Here is an 18,225-nt window from a genome sequence, read left to right on the forward strand (position 1 = left end):
GATTGCCTTGACCCTCCAATACCTACCGTCTTTTTTCGCGGTTTCAAAGGGCTCGCTTTCCTGAGCGGGCTCGCACCGCCTGTGAGCCCGCCGTGAATTCACTTCCCCTCGTCAGCCTGGTCATTCCCGCCTTCAATCCGCGCTTTTTTGGCCGGGCGTTGCACAGTGCCGTGAGTCAGGGTTATGGCAATCTTGAAATCATTGTTTGCGACGACAGTCGCGGCAATGAGATCAAAACCCAGGTCGATCAGGTGGTGGAGCAGACGGGAGTGGCCGTGCGTTATGTGCGCAATCCCCAGACGCTCGGCATGGTGGGCAACCTGCTTGCCGGTCTTGAGCAGGCTCAGGGTGAGTTCATCAAGTTTTTGTGTGATGACGACCAGTTGTTCGCCTCCTGTGTCGAGCGCCAGGCGTACATGCTGACCGAGCGCGCCGAGGTCAATCTGGTGTTGGCCCAGCGTTTGTTCTGGGACGCCGATGATATGCAACTGCCTTCGCGGCTCGAGAACACGCCGCTATCGCCATTGTGTGGGTTGTTCAAGGGTGAAGACCTGCTGGCGATGTTCGAGAATTTTCCGGTCAACATTCTGGGCGGATTCAGCAATGCCATGTTTCGTCGGGCGGACGTACTGGAGCTGCTGCCAGCGCTGACCCAGGCGGGTCATTGTTTTGTCGCGACCCTCGATTTCGCGCTGTTTGTGTGCCTGATGCGCCGCGGTAACGTGGTCGTCTTCAACCATGTGCTGAGTGTCGAGCGGCTGTATCCGGAGCGCATGAGCGCACAGCAGCCGATGAAGGATGCGGTAGAAGCCGAGCGTGATTGGCTGTTGCAAATGCTCAAGGCCCGCAGCGGCGAATCCGCCCCCGCGCCGGGATGGGTTCGTTACCTGCCGGTGACGCGGCTCGACGAGTCGCCGCGGGTCTGGGAAGAGTTGCCGCTGAGTCGATCCCTGGGCACCAAGCAAAGCACCCAGGAATGGCACGTCGGCATTGACAGTGTCAGCTTCTCTCAGCTGTACGCGCAGTGGCTGGCCTGTCGCACGCTGACAGAGCCCCAGCGGTTGCTGTTGCCGGACACATTGGCGAGCTGGGCCTGGCAACCGAAGATCGTCACCATCATCCTCGATGAAGACGCTAGCCGCTCGGCCCTGGACTTGACGCTGGACAGCCTCGCCGGGCAACTCTATCCCCCTGAATTGACGCTGGTGTTGTCCAGCACTTGTACCGATGCCGAGCTGGACGGGCGGGTGTTCCGTTTGCCGTTGCAGGAGAACTGGCAGCAACAGATCAATGACCTGTTGCCGCAGCTGGACGGGGCTGACTGGTTCTATTTGCTGCAACCCGGTGATCGCCTGGTGGAACCGGCATTGCTGATGCTGGCGGAACGCATCGTCGTCTCGGGCCATGTGACGTGCATGTACAGCGACGAAGGCGGCTTGGCTCAGGGCGAATCGGCAGAGCCCGCGTTCAAGCCCGATTTCAACCTGGACCTGTTGCGCAGTTATCCCTATGTCGGGCGAGCGCTGGCGTTCGAGCGTGAACGTTTCCTGGCGCTGGGTGGCCTGGATCCGCTGCACGGCGAACTGGCGCCCCATGATGTGCTCTGGCGCATGGTCGAAGCAGACGGGCCGCACGTCGTCGAACATATTGACGAAATCATGCTGGAGTCGACGTTCAACCTGTCTAAGTGGCTGGCGTTGCCGCAAGTGATGGAGGGCAACGCCCTGGTCGTGGAGGCGCATTTACGGCGCATGGGAATCGCCCATGGGATTCGCAGCGGCAGTTCGCCGTTGCTTAATCGTATTGACTACCTGCACGAGCGCCGGCCGCTGGTGTCGATCATCATCGTCAGCAAGGATCAAACGATCGCCTTGCAGCGGTGTGTCGAAAGCCTGCTGGAGAAAACCGCCTACAGCGAATATGAGTTGCTGCTGGTCGACAACGCAAGCGAGAGCGCCGAGGCCCGCGCGTGGCTGGCCGGCATGGCGCAATTGGGCAGTGACCGGGTGCGAGTGCTGGAGTATGCCGCGCAAGGCAACACGGCGGCGGTGCGCAATTTTGCGGTAGGACAGGCCCGGGGCGAGTACGTGTTGCTGCTCAACCCCTACACGGTGATCACCCAGGGAGAATGGCTGCACGAACTGCTTAATCATGCTCAGCGACCTGAGGTCGGCGTGGTGGGCGCCAAGCTGTTCAACCCGGACGGTCGTGTGTTGCATGCCGGCCTTACGCTTGGCCTGCGAGGCCCCGCAGGGCCGCAGTTTTATGGTGAATCCCTGCAGTCCGCCGGCTACATGTTCCGGTTGCAGGTCGCCCAGGATTTGAGCGCGGTCGGCGCCGACTGCCTGATGGTTCGAAAGGCCGTTTTCGACAGCGTCGGCGGGCTGGATGAACAGGATCTGACTCGCACCCTCCATGAAGTCGACCTGTGCCTGAGGGTGGGGCAAAGTGGCTACCTGGTGGTCTGGACCCCTTACGCGCAACTGGCGCTCGGGGCGCAACCGGTCACCGACGAGCCAGCCGATGAGCAAGTGCTGCTGGATCAAGAACAAGAGGTGTTCTACAAGCGCTGGTTGCCGATCATTGCGCGTGACCCGGCCTACAACACCAACCTGGCGTTGAAAGGGCTCAGCGGGTCGAGTTTCAGTCTGGAGCCGGGCTTGCGTTCCGGTTGGAGTCCGTTTTCCAAACCGCTGTTACCCAAGGTTCTGGCATTGCCGGTCAATGCGTCGGCCATCGGACACTATCGGGTGACGCAGCCGCTCATCGAACTGGAAGCGGCGGGCCGGGCTCAGGGGCGTATTCACTACAACCTGCCGAGCATCATTGAGGTCGAGCGTCAGTCGCCGGACGTGATCATCTTGCAGGGGCGTTATACCGAAGGCCCGATCAACGAGATTCCAAGCCTGCAAACCTACTCCAATGCCCGGCGGATCTACGAACTGGATGACTATGTCATTCACGTTCCCCATCGCAATGCGCATATCCGCAACATGCCTGCCAAGGATGAAATGGAGCGGCTGGTCCGGCGTGCGATCGGCATGTGTGATCGGGTGGTGGTTTCCACCGAGCCGCTGGCCAATGCTCTGTCGGACATGCACCACGACATTCGTGTGGTCCCGAACATGCTGGCGAGTCACTTGTGGAGCCATCTGCACAGCCAGCGCCGGACCTCGAAAAAGCCTCGGGTCGGCTGGGGCGGCGGTACCAGCCACCATGGTGATCTGGCAGTGATTGCCGAGGTGGTCCGTGAGCTGGCCAATGAAGTCGATTGGGTGTTCTTCGGCATGTGCCCGGATGACCTGCGTCCGTACATGCATGAGTTCCACGGTGTCATCGACCTGAAAAACTACCCGGCGAAGCTGGCCAGCCTGAACCTGGACCTGGCGTTGGCACCGCTGGAGTTTCATATTTTCAACGACTGCAAGAGCAACCTGCGTCTGCTGGAGTACGGTGCTTGCGGTTACCCGGTCATTTGCACCGACACTGAGGCTTATCGCGGCTACTTGCCGTGTACCCGGGTCAAAACCAACACCACGGACGAATGGCTGCAAGCCATCCGCATGCACCTGGCCGACCCTGACGCCAGCTACCGCATGGGCGATGCGTTGCGCGAGGTCGTTCTGCGCGACTACATCTTGCGTGGCGACAACCTGCGCTACTGGGAAAACGGCTGGTTGGCGGACTGATCGTTTCGCATGCTCTCCTAAAAAACAGGCGACCTTGAGTCGCCTTTTTTTTGCGTGGGGGTTTAATCGTGTTCGAGCCTTTTTTCATTGCGCCCGTCATACAGACGGCGTCTCCCACGCGGCTCCACGCACAGTCCAATTGAAAGAGCTGGCGCGTTTCCTGCAAGTCCCCCTCCATATCGCCATAAAACGAGCACTGGCGGCGTTGCCGGCAGCACCATGCGCGGCGTTCAGCGTTTTATCCAGAAGGCCTGCAAAAGCTTGATACAGCTTGCTCGGGCCCTGTGACGAACAAGAGGGAAAGAGGATGAAGGCAGTTATTTTGGCGGGTGGCCTGGGCACGCGAATCAGCGAAGAGTCGCACCTCAAGCCCAAGCCGATGATCGAGATCGGCGGCAAGCCAATTCTCTGGCACATCATGAAGCAGTACTCCGCGCACGGAATCCACGATTTCGTGATCTGCCTTGGCTACAAGGGCTACGCGATCAAGGACTTCTTCGCCAACTATTTCCTGCACACCTCCGACGTCACCTTCGACATGCGCAACAACCGCATGGATGTTCATCAGAACTACAGCGAGCCATGGCGCGTCACGCTGATCGATACCGGTGAAGAAACCATGACCGGCGGGCGTTTGCGTCGTGCATCGCGCTACCTGGAGGATGAACAGGCGTTCTGTTTCACCTACGGCGACGGCGTCTCGGACCTGAATATCGGCGCCTTGGTGGATTTCCATCTGGCCCACGGCAAACTGGCCACCGTCACGGCGGTCCAGCCACCCGGACGCTACGGGGCCCTGGAGCGCAACGGCGACACGGTATTGGGCTTCACCGAGAAGCCTCGCGGCGACGGTGGCTGGATCAATGGCGGCTTCTTTGTGCTGTCGCCCAAGGTTTTGCCCTACATCACGGGCGATCACACCTCATGGGAAGCCGAACCGCTGACGGCGCTGGCGAGCGAAGAACAATTGCAGGCCTTCCAGCACGACGGCTTCTGGCACCCGATGGACACCCTGCGTGACAAAAATCACCTTGAGGCGTTGTGGCAGAGCGGGGAGGCCCCATGGAAGCAATGGGATTGAGCCCGGAGTTCTGGCGTGGCAAGCGGGTTCTGGTCACCGGTCACACCGGTTTCAAGGGCAGTTGGCTGACCCTGTGGCTGCAAAGCCTCGGTGCCGAGGTCAGCGGGTTTTCCCTTGATCCGTCCACCGAGCCGAGCCTGTTTGAACTGGCGCGGGTACACGAAGGCATCAACGATCAACGGGGCGACCTGCGTGACCTGGGCGCCTTGCTTGAGGTGATCGCCGACACCGAGCCAGAGATCGTCTTGCACCTGGCCGCCCAGCCATTGGTGCGCGAAGGTTATCGTGACCCGCTGGGCACGTACTCCAGCAATGTCATGGGCACCCTCAACCTGCTCGAAGCGATTCGCCAGGTCGGCAGTGTTCGTGCCTGTGTGCTGGTGACCACCGACAAGGTCTACGCCAACAAGGAATGGCTGTGGCCGTACCGCGAAGACGAAGCCCTCGGCGGTCATGATCCTTACAGCAGCAGCAAGGCCTGCTGCGAATTGCTGGCGCAGTCCTACGCCGCTTCGTTCTTTGCGGCTGATCGTTATGACGAACATGGGCTGGCCCTGGCGACCGCGCGTGCCGGCAATGTGCTGGGCGGCGGTGACTTCGCACCGGAGCGGCTGATCCCGGATGTGCTCAAGGCCTGGTCGGCAAACGAGCCCGTGACCTTGCGCTACCCGCAAGCGGTACGGCCGTGGCAGCACGCGCTGGAGCCGTTGGCCGGTTACCTGCTGCTGGCTGAGCGCTTATATAACCAGGGGCCGGTGTTCGCTGGCGCCTGGAACTTCGGTCCCGGTGAAGCCGATATGTGCACAGTCGGGGAAGTGGTCGCGCGCCTGGCCAGTCGTTGGCCACAGGCACCGGGCGTGCGCCTAGAAACCAGCGACATGCATGAGGCCGGCCTGTTGCGCCTGGACAGCAGCCGTGCGCAGCAATTGCTGGGCTGGCGCGCCAGTTGGTCACTTCGCCAGTGCCTTGAACAGACGCTGGACTGGCACCTGGCCTGGAAAAATGGCGAGGACATGCGCGCGGTCACCCTGAATCAATTGAATCTCTACAAGGATCGGTCATGAGCGAGCTCACACTCCAGGCGCTGAAGCTGGAAGGGTTGTTTCTGATCAAGCAGAAAGTGTTCTGTGATGATCGCGGCCGGTTTGCCCGTTTGTTTTGCCAGACCAGTTTGACGTCCCAGGGCCGGCCGTTCGCGATTCGCCAGATCAACCATTCGCGTACCGCCGAGCAAGGCAGCGTTCGCGGTATGCACTATCAAAAAGCCGGGTTTGCAGAGTCCAAATTGATTACCTGTGTGCGCGGCGCGGTCTGGGATGTGGTGGTTGATCTGCGTCCGCAGTCGCCTACCTATTTGCACTGGCATGCTGAAGAACTGCGCGCCGACGACGGGCGCAGCCTGTTGATCCCGGCGGGCTTCGCGCATGGTTTTCAATCCTTGACCGACGACTCGGAAGTGCTCTATCTCACGGATGCGGACTACGCACCGGCCCATGAAGCCGGCCTGTCGGTCAACGATCCCGCGCTGGCTATTCCCTGGCCGCTGCCCGTCAAGAACTTGTCGGCCAAGGATGCCAGTCATCCGCTGCTGGACGAGACGTTCCGCGGTGTCGAGCTGTGACGGCCCGCGCGATGAACGTGTTGGTCACGGGGGCCACTGGCTTCGTCGGCCGGCATCTGGTCAGCGCGTTGCTCGCCAAGGGTTTCAAGGTGCGCGCGGTTTCACGCAACCTCGAAGCCGCCCGTGTGTTGCCATGGTTTAACGATGTGGAATTCGTCGCGGCGGATATCCAGGACCCGGACCTGGATGTGGCGGCATTGGCCGAGGGGATCGACGTCATCGCCCACCTGGCCTGGACCGGCTTGCCGAACTATCAGGCGCTGTTCCATTTCGAGCGCAACTTGCCGCTGGATTACACCTTTCTCAAGCGTGTGATCGAGGCGGGCGTCAGCCAGGTGCTGGTCACCGGCACCTGCTTCGAGTACGGGCTGCAAAGTGGTCCGCTGAGTGAGGCGGTGGCCGCGCAACCCAACACCCCCTATGGCTTGGCCAAACACACCTTGCGGCTGTTTCTCGAAGCCTTGCAGCGTGAGCGTCCGTTCACCTTGCAATGGGCTCGACTGTTTTATCTGCACGGCGAGGGGCAGAACCCCAACAGTCTGTTGGCCAGCCTCGACCGGGCCATCGACGCCGGTGATCCGCAGTTCAACATGTCGGCGGGCGACCAGTTGCGTGACTACCTGGAAATCAGCCAGGCCGCCGGCTTGCTGGCGGCGCTCATCGGCCGTCGCGATGTCGCGGGCGTCATCAATTGCTGCAGCGGGCAACCGGTGTCCGTCAGGGCACTGGTTGAGCAGCATGTGCGTCAGCGTCAAGCGTCCATCGCCCTGAATCTGGGGCACTACGGTTACTCCGCCCATGAACCCATGGCGTTCTGGGGCGTGGCCCAGCGGATTTCGCAACTGGCAGGAGAAGAACATGCAGCGTGAGCTATATCGAGTGAGCGGGCTGCCGGTTTTGCAGAACCGTACGTTTGCCAGCGCCGAACAGGCCCAGGCGTCGGGCAGCGCCGATATCGTGCTGGTGCAGGACAGCCAGAGCGGGCTGATCTTCAACCAGGCGTTCGACGCCAGCAAACTCAGCTACGACGCCGACTACCAAAACGAACAGGCCCACTCGGTGCAGTTCCAGCAGCACTTGAATGATGTCGAGGCCATCCTCGCTCATCATTTCAAAGGCCAAAGCCTGATTGAAGTCGGTTGCGGCAAAGGCTATTTCCTCGAGATGTTGCGCGGGCTGGGCTATGCCATCACGGGTATTGACCCTTCCTACGAAGGTGATAACGCCGAAGTCATCAAGGCGCCTTTCACTCAAGAGTTGGGGCTGAATGCCGACGCGATTGTCTTGCGTCACGTTCTGGAACACATCAGCGACCCGGTGAGTTTCCTGGCCGACATCGCCAGTGCCAACCAGGGCGGGCAGATTTACATCGAGGTGCCGTGCTTCGACTGGATCGTCGAGCACAACGCCTGGTTCGACGTGTTCTACGAGCATGTGAACTACTTCCGTCTCGCAGACTTGCGCGGGCTGTTCGGTACGGTGCACGAGGCCGGGCACCTGTTTGGCGGTCAGTACCTGTACATCGTCGCCGACCTCTCGACCTTGCGCCGCACCCCGGTCGAGTCGCCGCGTCTGCTCACGCTCGCGGACAACTTCACCGCCAGCATCGGTCGCGCGGTGCAGATCATTCAGGCCAGCGGCAGTCAGGCCGCAGGCATCTGGGGCGCCTCGTCCAAAGGGGTGATCTATTCGCTCTTCCTGCAGCGCGCCGGTGTGACCGTCGAGCATGTGGTCGACATCAATCCCTCCAAGCAGGGGCGTTACCTGCCGCTGAGCGGGGCGCGTGTGTCCTCTCCGCAAGAGGCCCTGGACGGTCTGCCCGAGGGCGCCAACCTGTTTGTGATGAACTCCAACTACCTCGAAGAAATCAAGCGGATGACTGGTGGACGCTACGTCTATCACGCCGTCGATAGCGCTTCGTTCCTGTGACCATTGAGAATTCCAACATGACTGACAACACCATCCATAAAGCCTTCGAAGCCGAATGCCAGGCCGAAATCGCCCGTCAGGCCGATGACCAGAAAGTCACCCAATTGGCCCGCGACTTCTTCAATGAATCGGCCCGCCACAAGTACAGCTACCACTTCTCGTGGATGGGGCGTCCGATCATCCAGTTGCCGCAAGACATGATGGCGATGCAAGAAATCATCTGGCAGGTCAAGCCAGACCTGGTGATCGAGTGCGGCATCGCCCATGGCGGTTCGATCATCTACTACGCGTCCCTGCTGGAGCTGCAAGGCCACGGCGAAGTCCTGGGCATCGACCTGGACATCCGCCCGCACAACCGCGAAGCCATCGAAAGCCACCCGATGAGCAAGCGCATCAAGATGATCGAAGGCTCGAGCATCGACCCGGCGACCGCCGCTCAAGTGCGTGCGCTGGCCGAAGGCAAGAAAGTCATCCTCGTGCTGGATTCCAACCATACCCACGACCACGTCCTGGAAGAACTGCGCCTCTATGCACCGCTGGTGTCAGTCGACAGCTACTGCGTGGTGATGGACACCGTGGTTGAAGACATGCCGGCCGACTTCTTCCCGGATCGACCATGGGGCCCGGGCGACAACCCGAAGACCGCCGTGTGGAAATACCTGGAAGAAAACCAGGACTTCGAGATCGATCAGCAGATGCACAACAAACTGCTGATTACCGTGGCACCGGACGGCTACCTGCGTCGGGTTCGTTAAGTCGCAAACATCAACAACGCGTTACTTTGGCGATATGCCGGTTGTGGGGAGAGGTTATGCAAGGCGAGTACAGTTCTGAACACACGTTGCCACTCAATGAGCTGTTGACGGTGGTGCTGATTACCCACAACCGGCCGGCGTTTTTGCGCCGGGCGTTGAAGTACTACAGCACCTTGCCTTGCAAAGTCCTGGTACTGGACTCCACTGCCGAGCGGCCCGACGGCGATTTTTCCGCGGTCGATTATCATCACGTGCCACAGTTTGCCTACTGGGGCATGCAGGCCAAACTGGCCTATGGTGTCGAGTTGTTGACCACGCCATATATGGTGCTGGCGGCGGACGATGACTTCATTCTGCATGACGCGTTGTTCGACTCGGTCGGCTTCCTCGAAGCAAACCCCGATTACGGCATGTGCCACGGCTATTGCCTGATGTACCTGACCCTTGCCGATGGCGTGAGCTATTACCGTCGTGACAAAAAGGTTTGCGAAGACTATTCGTCCGAGCGGGCCCAGGACCGCGTGCTGGATTACATGAAGCAGTACCTGCCGCCGTTCTACGCCGTGACCCGCACCGACCTGATGAAAACCTGGCATTCGGCATTGCCGCCGGGCACCGGTTTCGAATGGCAGGAAATCGGCCACGTGTACTTCCTGTTGGCGAGCGCCAAGGCGCGAATCCTGCCGACGGCCTACGTGGTGCGCGAGATCAACTATGGCGTCTCCGAGCACAGTACGGAGGTGTATTACTCGCTGACCTACACCGATGCCAAATCGGTGGCCGAGCGCGAAGCGTTTGCCGAATTCCTCGCTACGTTGCCCACCGGCATCAAGGATCTCGATGCGCAGCAGGGCAAGGCGTTTGCCCTGGAAAGCTTCGAAGCCATGGTCGACAGCCTGAAAACCGGCCGGGCACTGACAGCGGAGCTGATTATTCAGTCCACCTGGAATCAGGCCATGAAGGCGCCGGTCCGCCGCTTCGGGCCGTTGCAGTACGTGGAGATGCCGTTCTACAACCAGGCGTTTTTCGACCGTCTGACCCAGTTTGAATTTCTGCTGCACGCCATGCCGGCCGGGCGCATTCAGCTCGAAGGCCTGGAAGGTGTATGGACGCGTCAGGAGCACTTGCTGCGCGCTCGCAATAACGATACCTCGGAAAGTGTGGTCGATCGTTTGTGGCAGGCCCACGACGCCAATGCCTTCAACCGTACCGTGGTCAAACGCCTGGCGGCGCAACTGGAGTTGTTGGGCGAGGACGACGATGCGCAGACGATGCGTGACTGGATCGCGCGCCTTGAAGCGGTATCGGTCGAGGACCATCACCCGACGTTCGACAAGATGACGTCCGGGCGTCTGCTCAACTGGTTGGCGCCTCGTCAGCCCGATGCACAACAGGCCGGTTCGATTGCCCAGCATCTGGCAGCCCATGATGGCGGTCCGCAGTTCGGGATCTTTTTGCTGGACCTGGACAACGACATCGACAAGTTGCAGGTCACCCTCGACAGCCTGGTCGAAGGTCACGGCAAGGCGTTCAAAATCGTCGTGCTCACCACCGGTGAACCACCGGCGGCGACGACTGCGCAAAACACGCTGCACTTCGTCCGCGTCACGCAAAGCAACTTTGTCGACAAACTCAACCAGAGCGCCCATCAATCGACCTGCGACTGGCTGTTGCTGGCCGAGGCCGGTGACGAGTTCACCGCCGGCGGTCTGTTGCGCGCCAGCCTGGAACTGATGTCGGCCACCGACATCCGCGCCGTGGCCACTGATGAAATCCAGCGCACTGCCAAAGGCGCACTGGTGGATGTGTTCCGTCCGGGCTTCAACCTTGACCTGTTGCAAAGCCTGCCAGCCTTGATGGCGCGGCACTGGCTGATCCGCCGGGAAGTACTGATCGAGGTGGGCGGCTACCAGCCAGATTTCAGCAAGGCGTTGGAGTTCGACTTGTTGCTGCGCATCATCGAGCAGGGCGGCCTGAACGGGTTGGCCCACCTCGATGAGCCGTTGCTGATTTCCCAGGCACCGGTGCTGGAAGAAAACCCCGAAGAGCGCCTGGCGTTGTCGCGCCACCTGGGAAACCGCGGCTACAAGGCCAAGATCACCTCGCCGGTGCCCGGCACCTACCAGATCGATTACCGTCACACCGAGCGTCCGCTGGTCTCGATCATCGTACCGGCCGGGGACGATGTGGCGGTGTTGCAACGCTACCTGGACAGCGTGCTACTGAAAACGCGCTACACCCGTTACGAAGTGTTGGTCGCGGCAAACCCGAACCAGTCGGCGGACATTAATGATTTCCTGGGTACGCTGCGCAATTCGAAGGTCCGTGTGTTGTGCGCCGATCAGCCGTTGAGTGAGGCGGCCTTGTACAACGCCGCCAGCCAGCAGGCGCAGGGCGAATACCTGGTACTGCTGGCGGTCGACAGTGAAGTGGTCAATCCGAACTGGATCGAGTCGCTGCTCAACCATGCCCAGCGTCCGGAAGTGGGTATCGTCGGGGCCAAACTGATCGATCGTGATGGCAAGGTCACGCAAGCCGGCCTGATTCTGGGCATGAATGGCGGAGTCGGTTCGGCCTTTGTCGGTGAAAAACAAGACGCGGCCGGCTACCTGCATCGGTTGGCGCTGGAGCAGAACTACTCGGCCGTGTCGAAGGCGTGCCTGATGGTGCGCAAAGAGCTGTTTGGCGCCTTGGGTGGCCTGGACGATGAGACCTTCGCGCAAGGTTTCAGCGATGTGGATCTATGCCTCAAGGCCGGCCAGGCGGGTTACCTCACCGTGTGGACGCCACTGGTGCAGGTCATTCACTCGGGCGTGATGCCTCAGGCACCACAGGCCCTCGAAGCACTGCGCGAAAAATGGAGCGCTGCGTTCGCCCAGGACCCGGCCTACAACGCCAACCTGGCCTTGACCGGCAAAGGTTTTACCTTGGGTGAAAGTGCCCCGATCAATTGGGCGCAGTTGCTCGCATAAACCTGGCAGACAGGTACAAGGACTCAAGGCATGTTCAACGGTAAATCGATTTTCATCTCCGGCGGCACCGGTTCGTTCGGGCGCAATTTCATCCGTCGCTTGCTGGAGCAATACCAGCCCAAGCGCGTGGTGGTGTTCTCCCGCGACGAGCTCAAGCAGTACGAGATGCAGCAGACGTTCAACGCACCGTGCATGCGCTACTTCCTCGGTGATGTGCGCGATGCCGAGCGTTTGCGCCAGGCCATGCGCGGCATCGATTACGTGGTGCATGCCGCAGCCCTGAAGCAAGTACCGGCCGCCGAGTACAACCCGACCGAATGCATTCGCACCAACGTCAACGGCGCGGAAAACATCATTGCCGCCGCCATCGACAATGGCGTGAAGCAGGTCGTTGCGCTGTCCACCGACAAGGCGGCCAGCCCGATCAACCTGTACGGCGCAACCAAGCTGCTGTCGGACAAACTGTTCGTCGCCGCCAATAACATTGCCGGCGAACAGCAGACCCGCTTTGCCGTGGTGCGCTACGGCAACGTCGCCGGTTCGCGTGGCTCGGTGGTGCCGTTCTTCAGCAAACTGATCAACGAAGGCGCGACCGAGCTGCCGATCACCGACGAGCGCATGACGCGCTTCTGGATCACCCTCGATCACGGCGTGCAGTTCGTGCTCGACAGCTTTGCCCGGATGCATGGCGGTGAAGTATTCGTGCCGAAGATTCCGTCGATTCGCATCGTCGATCTGGCGCTGGGCATGGCCGAGCACCTGCCGCACAAGCATGTAGGGATTCGTCCGGGGGAAAAACTCCATGAGCTGATGGTGCCGCTGGACGATGCGCGCATGACCCTGGAGTTCGCTGATCACTACACGATCCAGCCGTCGATCCGCTTCACCAGCGTCGACGTGGATTTTGCCGTGGACAAACTGGGCGAGCAGGGCCGACCGGTCAGTGAAGACTTCGAGTATCGTTCCGACACCAACCCGCAGTTCCTCTCGGTCGGGCAGATCGCTGACCTGCATGCGGACCTGTCGGCATGATTCCCTATGGCCGGCAGAGTCTCGACCAGGCGGACATTGACGCGGTCGTCGCCGTGTTGCAGTCCGACTGGCTGACTCAGGGGCCGACCATCGAGCGTTTCGAGCAGGCCATGGCCGAGCGTTGCCAAGCCGATTTCGCGGTGGCGGTGTGTAACGCCACGGCGGCGTTGCACATCGCTTGCCTGGCGGCGGGGCTTGGGCCGGGCGATTGGTTGTGGACCACGCCCAATACCTTTCTGGCCTCGGCCAATTGCGGTCGTTATTGCGGCGCCGAGGTGGACTTCGTCGACATCGACCCGCTGACCTGGAACCTCGATGCCTACGCGCTGAAGGCCAAGTTGGAAGCGGCTGAAGACAACGGCACGCTGCCCAAGGTGCTGGTGGCGGTGGCGTTCTCCGGGCAGAGCTGCGATATGCGCATGCTCGCCGAACTGGCCGAGCGCTATGGTTTCACGATCATTGAAGACGCCTCCCACGCGGTCGGCGCGTCCTATGCCGGGCGACCGGTGGGCTGCGGTGATTTCGCGGCGATGACGGTGTTCAGCTTCCATCCGGTGAAAATCATCACCAGCGCCGAAGGCGGCATGGTGCTGACCAATCGCCGGGACCTGGCCGAGCGCCTGCAGCGCCTGCGCAGCCACGGCATGACCCGCGACCCCGAACAAATGACCGAACCCAGTCATGGCCCTTGGTATTACCAGCAGATTGAACTGGGTTTCAACTACCGCATCACCGATCTGCAAGCGGCCCTCGGGTTGTCGCAACTCAGTAAACTGGATGACTTCATCGAACGCCGGCGTGAATTGGCGGCGCGTTATGACCGCTTGCTGGCGTACTTGCCGCTGACCTTGCCCAGCGCTCAGCCAGAAGCGGAATCGGCGTGGCATCTGTATGTGGTGCGCCTGCAGCTTGATCGCATCAACCTCAGTCATCGGCAGGTGTTCGAAGGGTTGCGCGCGGCTGGGGTCGGGGTGAATCTGCACTACATTCCGGTGCATTTGCAGCCTTACTATCGTGACCTGGGTTTCGCTGACGGTGACTTCCCGGAAGCTGAGCGTTATTACGCCGAGGCGATTAGCCTGCCGCTGTTTCCGTTGCTCAGCGACGAGCAGCAGGACTATGTGGTCGAGCAACTGCGACGGCTGACGGAATAAATACCTTGAAAGGCTGCTGGGCAGCTCCTACGGGGATAGCACTTGGCCTGAGAGATAAGCGGATGGGAACTGTGCAATGCGTGAACTGAGTGAGCAGGAAAAATTCTGGCAGGGCGACTTCGGTAACCAGTACGTTGACCGCAACGTCGGACAGCCATTGGTGGCGGCCAACCTGGCCTTGTTTGCCAAGGCATTGACCCGTGCCGGGCGAATCGAAAGCCTGGTGGAACTGGGCACCAATGCCGGCAACAATTTGCAGGCGTTGCGTCAGTTGTTGCCGCAATGTGAACTGTTCGGCGTGGAGATCAACGAAAGCGCTTGCGCTCAGGCGCAGGCACTGGGGATCGCGCAGATCTGGCACGGCTCGCTGTTCGATTTCCCCCGCGAGCGCGGCTTTGACCTGACTCTGAGCAAAGGCGTGCTGATTCATCTGGCGCCGGAGCTGTTGCCGGCGGCGTATGCGCAGCTGTATGAATTGAGTCAGCGTTATATCCTGATCGCCGAGTACTACAACCCGGCGCCGGTCGAGGTGTCCTATCGCGGTAACAGCGGCAAGTTGTTCAAACGCGATTTTGCCGGGGAAATGCTCGATCGTTACGCTGATTTGCAACTGGTGGATTACGGTTTCGGTTACCACCGCGACCCGCAATTCCCGGTGGACGACATCACCTGGTTCCTTCTGGAAAAACGCCCGTGAACAGCATCGCAATCATCCCGGCCCGCGGTGGCAGCAAACGCATACCGCGCAAGAACCTCAAGCCGTTCGACGGCGTGCCGATGATTGCCCGTTCGATTCAAACCGCTCTCGATTCGAAGCTGTTCGCCCAAGTGGTGGTCAGCACCGATGACGAAGAAATCGCCGAACTGGCCCGGGCCTGCGGTGCGCACGTACCGTTCATGCGGCCCGCGCCATTGGCGGATGATTTCACCGGCACGGCAGCGGTGATTGTCCATGCGCTGCAAGCGTTGCAGGGACAGGATTTTGATTTTGCCTGTTGCATCTACGCCACGGCACCGTTGTTGCAAATCCGGTTTCTGCAACAGGGGCTGGCGCTGCTGGAGCAGCATCCGGACAAGTCCTTCGCGTTCTCGGTGTGCGACTTCGGTTTCCCGGTGCAGCGCGCCTTGACCCTTGACGATCACGGCGCATTGACCGCGTTGTACCCGCAGTTCAGCCAGACGCGCTCGCAAGATCTGCCGCCGGCCTATCAGGATGCCGGGCAATTCTATTGGGGGCGCAGCGACGCCTGGTTGCGCGGCGAGGTGTTGTATTCGCCGCAAAGCCTGCCGGTGATTCTGCCGCGTTATCTGGTGCAAGACATCGATACACCTGAAGACTGGAAGCGCGCCGAGTACCTGTATGCCGCGTTGAAGGCCGGTGGTGAGTTGCAATGAGTGCTTTGAAATGAGGGTGCTGATCCGCGCCGACGCTTCGCCGACCATCGGCAGCGGCCACATCGCCCGCTGCCTGACCCTGGCCAGGGTGTTGCGCCAGCAGGGTGTGTACGTGGCGTTTGCCTGTCGCCAATTACCGGGCCATCGGCTCGACAGTCTCGCCGCCGAGGGTTTTGAAACCTTCGCACTGCCGGACCGGTATCTCGATGAAGACCCGCACCAGGCCATCGAATCCCTGTTGCCGTGGCAGGCGGATATTGCGGCCCTGGGCCTGGCGCTGGAAAACCATCCCGCCTTCGACTGGATCATCGTCGACCACTACGGCCTCGACCATCACTGGCAGACCGCGGCCCGTCGCTGGGCGCCACGGATCGCGGCGGTGGATGATCTGGCAACGCGCACCTACAGCGTCGATCTGCTGCTCAACCAGAATCTTTCGGGCACGCCAGCGGCTTACGCGGGCCTGATTGCTCCCGACTGCCGGACCTTGCTCGGCCCACGCTTTGCCATGCTGCGCGATGAGTTCTGCTGCCCGGCGATTGAAATCAAACCCCGGGCCAAACGCGTATTGGTGAACTTCGGCGGCTTCGATGCGGCGATGCAGACCCATCACGCAATGCTGGCGCTGGCGGACTTCGCGGCGCTGGAAGTCGACTTCGTCGCCGGTGCCGACAACCCGGCCTGGGACGCGATGCAAGTGCTGGCAGCCGATCGTGCGAACTGGCGCTTGCACAGTTTTGTCAGCGACTTTTACCGGTTGATGACCGAGGCCGACCTGTTTATCGGCGCCGGTGGCGGCACCAGTTGGGAGCGCGCCGCCATGGGGCTGCCGACAGTTTGCATTGCCGTGTCAAATAACCAGCAGGCCAACGGTGAGGTCATGGCCACTTCAGGCGCCCATGTGTTCCTCGGGGCGCGGGAGCAGGTCAGCGTTGAGCAATTGCGCCAGGCCATCGGTTTTGTCGCGGGCAATCAGGGTTTGCGCCAGAGCCTGGCCGAGCGTTCCCGGCAGTTGGTCGATGGTCGTGGTGTGCAACGAGTGGCGGCAGCGCTGCTCGGTGCGGTGTTGCCGGTGCGCGCGGCGACCGTGGACGATGCGCGATTGTTGTTCGAAGGGCGTAATGCCGAAGCTGTACGGCGTTGGTCACTGGACAGCCGCATCATCGATTGGCCGTCACACCAGGCCTGGCTGGCTGCAAGTTTGAACAACGAGCAGCGCTTGCTGCTGATCGCCGAAGCGGGCGAAGGCCCGGTCGGCGCGTTGCGTTACGACCTGCGCGGGGTCAGCGCCGAAGTCTCGATTTATCTGTTCGAAGACCGTTTCGGTCTGGGCTGGGGCAGGGCGCTGCTGGCTCGGGGCGAAGCCTTCGTGAAGGCCCATTGGCCGCAACTGCAAACCATCACCGCGCAAGTATTGCCTGCCAACCAGCCGTCGCTGAGTCTGTTTCGCGAAGCCGGTTTTACCCAGAGTGCTTGCGTGTTCACCCGCGTATTGAAGGATCACGTAAATGACTAGTTTCAAGATTGGCGACCGTTGGATCGGTGCCGATGCGCCGCCGTTCATCATTGCCGAGATGAGTGGCAACCATAACCAGTCCCTGGACGTGGCGCTGCAAATCGTCGAAGCCGCCGCCAAGGCCGGTGCCCATGCCTTGAAGCTGCAAACCTACACCGCCGAGACCATGACCCTGGACCTCGATGAAGGCGAGTTCTTCATCAAGGACCCGAATAGCCTGTGGACCGGTACGTCGTTGTACGCGTTGTACGAGAAGGCCCATACGCCATGGGAGTGGCACGCACCGATTTTCGCCCGCGCCAAGGAACTGGGCATGCTCGCCTTCTCGACGCCGTTCGACGATACAGCCGTGGACTTCCTCGAAAGCCTCGATGTACCGGCCTACAAGATCGCCAGTTTCGAGAACACCGACCTGCCGCTGATCCGTCGAGTCGCCGCCACCGGCAAGCCACTGATCATCTCCACCGGCATGGCCAGCATCGCCGAACTTGACGAAACCGTACGCGCCGCCCGCGAGGCCGGGTGCAAGGACCTGGTGTTGCTCAAGTGCACCAGCACTTACCCGGCGACACCGGCCAACAGCAATGTGCGAACCATTCCTCATCTGCGGGAATTGTTTGGTTGTGAGGTCGGGCTGTCCGATCACTCCATGGGCGTCGGCGTGTCCGTCGCCGCCGTGGCACTCGGAGCGACGGTGGTGGAAAAACACTTCACCCTTGACCGTGCAGCCGGTGGCGTGGACGCCAGTTTCTCCCTGGAACCGGCGGAACTGGCCAGCCTGGTGATCGAAACCGAGCGTGCCTGGCAGGCCATGGGGCACGTGCATTACGGCGTGACCGAGGCCGAACGCAAATCGCTGGTGTACCGGCGTTCGCTGTACGTCACCCAGGACATGGCCGCCGGAGAACCCTTCACCGCCGCCAATCTGCGGGCCATTCGCCCGGGGCTGGGGCTGGCGCCCAAACACGCTGAAACCCTGCTGGGTCGCCGCGCTCGCCAGGCGATCAAGCGCGGAACGGCGCTGGACTGGTCATTGGTCGAATAACCCTTGTCGGGTTGATTCGGCAAAATAGCGTGACCT

Annotated in this window: 14 protein-coding genes; all 14 read left to right on the forward strand. The window is 60.9% G+C overall.

The features are described 5' to 3' along the window. The first annotated feature begins 92 nt into the window (after window positions 1–92). The 14 genes from ACA071_RS07985 (at window position 93) to pseI (ending at window position 18,189) form a co-directional block, all read left to right on the forward strand. On the forward strand, window positions 93–3,689 hold the full coding sequence (locus ACA071_RS07985; protein WP_497643852.1) for a glycosyltransferase: 3,597 nt from the start codon (window positions 93–95) through the stop codon (window positions 3,687–3,689). 307 nt (window positions 3,690–3,996) lie between these two features. Beyond that, entirely contained in the window at window positions 3,997–4,770 is a 774-nt protein-coding gene (gene rfbF / locus ACA071_RS07990; RefSeq protein WP_169371049.1) for a glucose-1-phosphate cytidylyltransferase, read from the forward strand. Beyond that, the gene (rfbG, locus tag ACA071_RS07995) at window positions 4,752–5,834 is read left to right on the forward strand and encodes a CDP-glucose 4,6-dehydratase (RefSeq protein WP_169371048.1); all 1,083 of its coding nucleotides are present in this window, start codon (window positions 4,752–4,754) and stop codon (window positions 5,832–5,834) included. The genes rfbF and rfbG overlap by 19 nt, the downstream gene beginning before the upstream one ends. After that, on the forward strand, window positions 5,831–6,391 hold the full coding sequence (gene rfbC / locus ACA071_RS08000; protein WP_497643853.1) for a dTDP-4-dehydrorhamnose 3,5-epimerase: 561 nt from the start codon (window positions 5,831–5,833) through the stop codon (window positions 6,389–6,391). Before rfbG ends, rfbC begins: the two co-directional genes overlap by 4 nt. An 11-nt stretch (window positions 6,392–6,402) precedes the next feature. Continuing rightward, window positions 6,403–7,260 carry an NAD-dependent epimerase/dehydratase family protein gene (locus tag ACA071_RS08005; RefSeq protein ID WP_169371046.1) on the forward strand — a complete coding sequence of 286 codons (858 nt, stop codon included), beginning with the start codon at window positions 6,403–6,405 and terminating at the stop codon, window positions 7,258–7,260. After that, window positions 7,250–8,320: a class I SAM-dependent methyltransferase gene (locus ACA071_RS08010; RefSeq protein WP_497643854.1), complete on the forward strand. Its 1,071-nt coding sequence runs from the start codon at window positions 7,250–7,252 to the stop codon at window positions 8,318–8,320. Before ACA071_RS08005 ends, ACA071_RS08010 begins: the two co-directional genes overlap by 11 nt. 17 nt (window positions 8,321–8,337) lie before the next feature. Next, the gene (locus tag ACA071_RS08015; protein WP_497643855.1) at window positions 8,338–9,075 is read left to right on the forward strand and encodes a cephalosporin hydroxylase family protein; all 738 of its coding nucleotides are present in this window, start codon (window positions 8,338–8,340) and stop codon (window positions 9,073–9,075) included. A 56-nt stretch (window positions 9,076–9,131) separates the two neighbouring features. After that, window positions 9,132–12,047: a TIGR00180 family glycosyltransferase gene (locus tag ACA071_RS08020; protein ID WP_497643856.1), complete on the forward strand. Its 2,916-nt coding sequence runs from the start codon at window positions 9,132–9,134 to the stop codon at window positions 12,045–12,047. Window positions 12,048–12,077: 30 nt separating this feature from the next. Continuing rightward, window positions 12,078–13,079 (forward strand): UDP-N-acetylglucosamine 4,6-dehydratase (inverting), encoded by a 1,002-nt coding sequence (gene pseB / locus ACA071_RS08025; protein WP_497643857.1) that lies wholly within the window; start codon window positions 12,078–12,080, stop codon window positions 13,077–13,079. Then, window positions 13,076–14,233 carry a UDP-4-amino-4,6-dideoxy-N-acetyl-beta-L-altrosamine transaminase gene (gene pseC / locus ACA071_RS08030; RefSeq protein WP_497643858.1) on the forward strand — a complete coding sequence of 386 codons (1,158 nt, stop codon included), beginning with the start codon at window positions 13,076–13,078 and terminating at the stop codon, window positions 14,231–14,233. Before pseB ends, pseC begins: the two co-directional genes overlap by 4 nt. Window positions 14,234–14,309: 76 nt before the next feature. After that, window positions 14,310–14,930 carry a pseudaminic acid biosynthesis-associated methylase gene (locus ACA071_RS08035; RefSeq protein WP_497643859.1) on the forward strand — a complete coding sequence of 207 codons (621 nt, stop codon included), beginning with the start codon at window positions 14,310–14,312 and terminating at the stop codon, window positions 14,928–14,930. Beyond that, a complete protein-coding gene (gene pseF, locus ACA071_RS08040) occupies window positions 14,927–15,628 on the forward strand; it encodes a pseudaminic acid cytidylyltransferase (RefSeq protein ID WP_497643860.1) in 702 nt (233 codons plus the stop codon). Before ACA071_RS08035 ends, pseF begins: the two co-directional genes overlap by 4 nt. Window positions 15,629–15,638: 10 nt before the next feature. Further along, window positions 15,639–17,144, forward strand: coding sequence for a UDP-2,4-diacetamido-2,4,6-trideoxy-beta-L-altropyranose hydrolase (gene pseG / locus ACA071_RS08045; RefSeq protein ID WP_497643861.1), 1,506 nt, complete (start codon window positions 15,639–15,641; stop codon window positions 17,142–17,144). Continuing rightward, window positions 17,137–18,189 (forward strand): pseudaminic acid synthase, encoded by a 1,053-nt coding sequence (gene pseI / locus ACA071_RS08050; protein WP_497643862.1) that lies wholly within the window; start codon window positions 17,137–17,139, stop codon window positions 18,187–18,189. Before pseG ends, pseI begins: the two co-directional genes overlap by 8 nt. Window positions 18,190–18,225: the final 36 nt, after the last annotated feature.

It is taken from the genome of Pseudomonas sp. LBUM1646, from assembly GCF_059716165.1.

What these genes read in the sequence shown, in the direction of transcription:
- rfbF (WP_169371049.1), top strand. Translation starts at nt 3,997, where the DNA reads ATGAAGGCAGTTATTTTGGCGGGTGGCCTGGGCACGCGAATCAGCGAA.
- rfbG (WP_169371048.1), top strand. Translation starts at nt 4,752, where the DNA reads ATGGAAGCAATGGGATTGAGCCCGGAGTTCTGGCGTGGCAAGCGGGTT.
- rfbC (WP_497643853.1), top strand. Translation starts at nt 5,831, where the DNA reads ATGAGCGAGCTCACACTCCAGGCGCTGAAGCTGGAAGGGTTGTTTCTG.
- ACA071_RS08005 (WP_169371046.1), top strand. Translation starts at nt 6,403, where the DNA reads ATGAACGTGTTGGTCACGGGGGCCACTGGCTTCGTCGGCCGGCATCTG.
- ACA071_RS08010 (WP_497643854.1), top strand. Translation starts at nt 7,250, where the DNA reads ATGCAGCGTGAGCTATATCGAGTGAGCGGGCTGCCGGTTTTGCAGAAC.
- ACA071_RS08015 (WP_497643855.1), top strand. Translation starts at nt 8,338, where the DNA reads ATGACTGACAACACCATCCATAAAGCCTTCGAAGCCGAATGCCAGGCC.
- ACA071_RS08020 (WP_497643856.1), top strand. Translation starts at nt 9,132, where the DNA reads ATGCAAGGCGAGTACAGTTCTGAACACACGTTGCCACTCAATGAGCTG.
- pseB (WP_497643857.1), top strand. Translation starts at nt 12,078, where the DNA reads ATGTTCAACGGTAAATCGATTTTCATCTCCGGCGGCACCGGTTCGTTC.
- pseC (WP_497643858.1), top strand. Translation starts at nt 13,076, where the DNA reads ATGATTCCCTATGGCCGGCAGAGTCTCGACCAGGCGGACATTGACGCG.
- ACA071_RS08035 (WP_497643859.1), top strand. Translation starts at nt 14,310, where the DNA reads ATGCGTGAACTGAGTGAGCAGGAAAAATTCTGGCAGGGCGACTTCGGT.
- pseG (WP_497643861.1), top strand. Translation starts at nt 15,639, where the DNA reads ATGAGGGTGCTGATCCGCGCCGACGCTTCGCCGACCATCGGCAGCGGC.
- pseI (WP_497643862.1), top strand. Translation starts at nt 17,137, where the DNA reads ATGACTAGTTTCAAGATTGGCGACCGTTGGATCGGTGCCGATGCGCCG.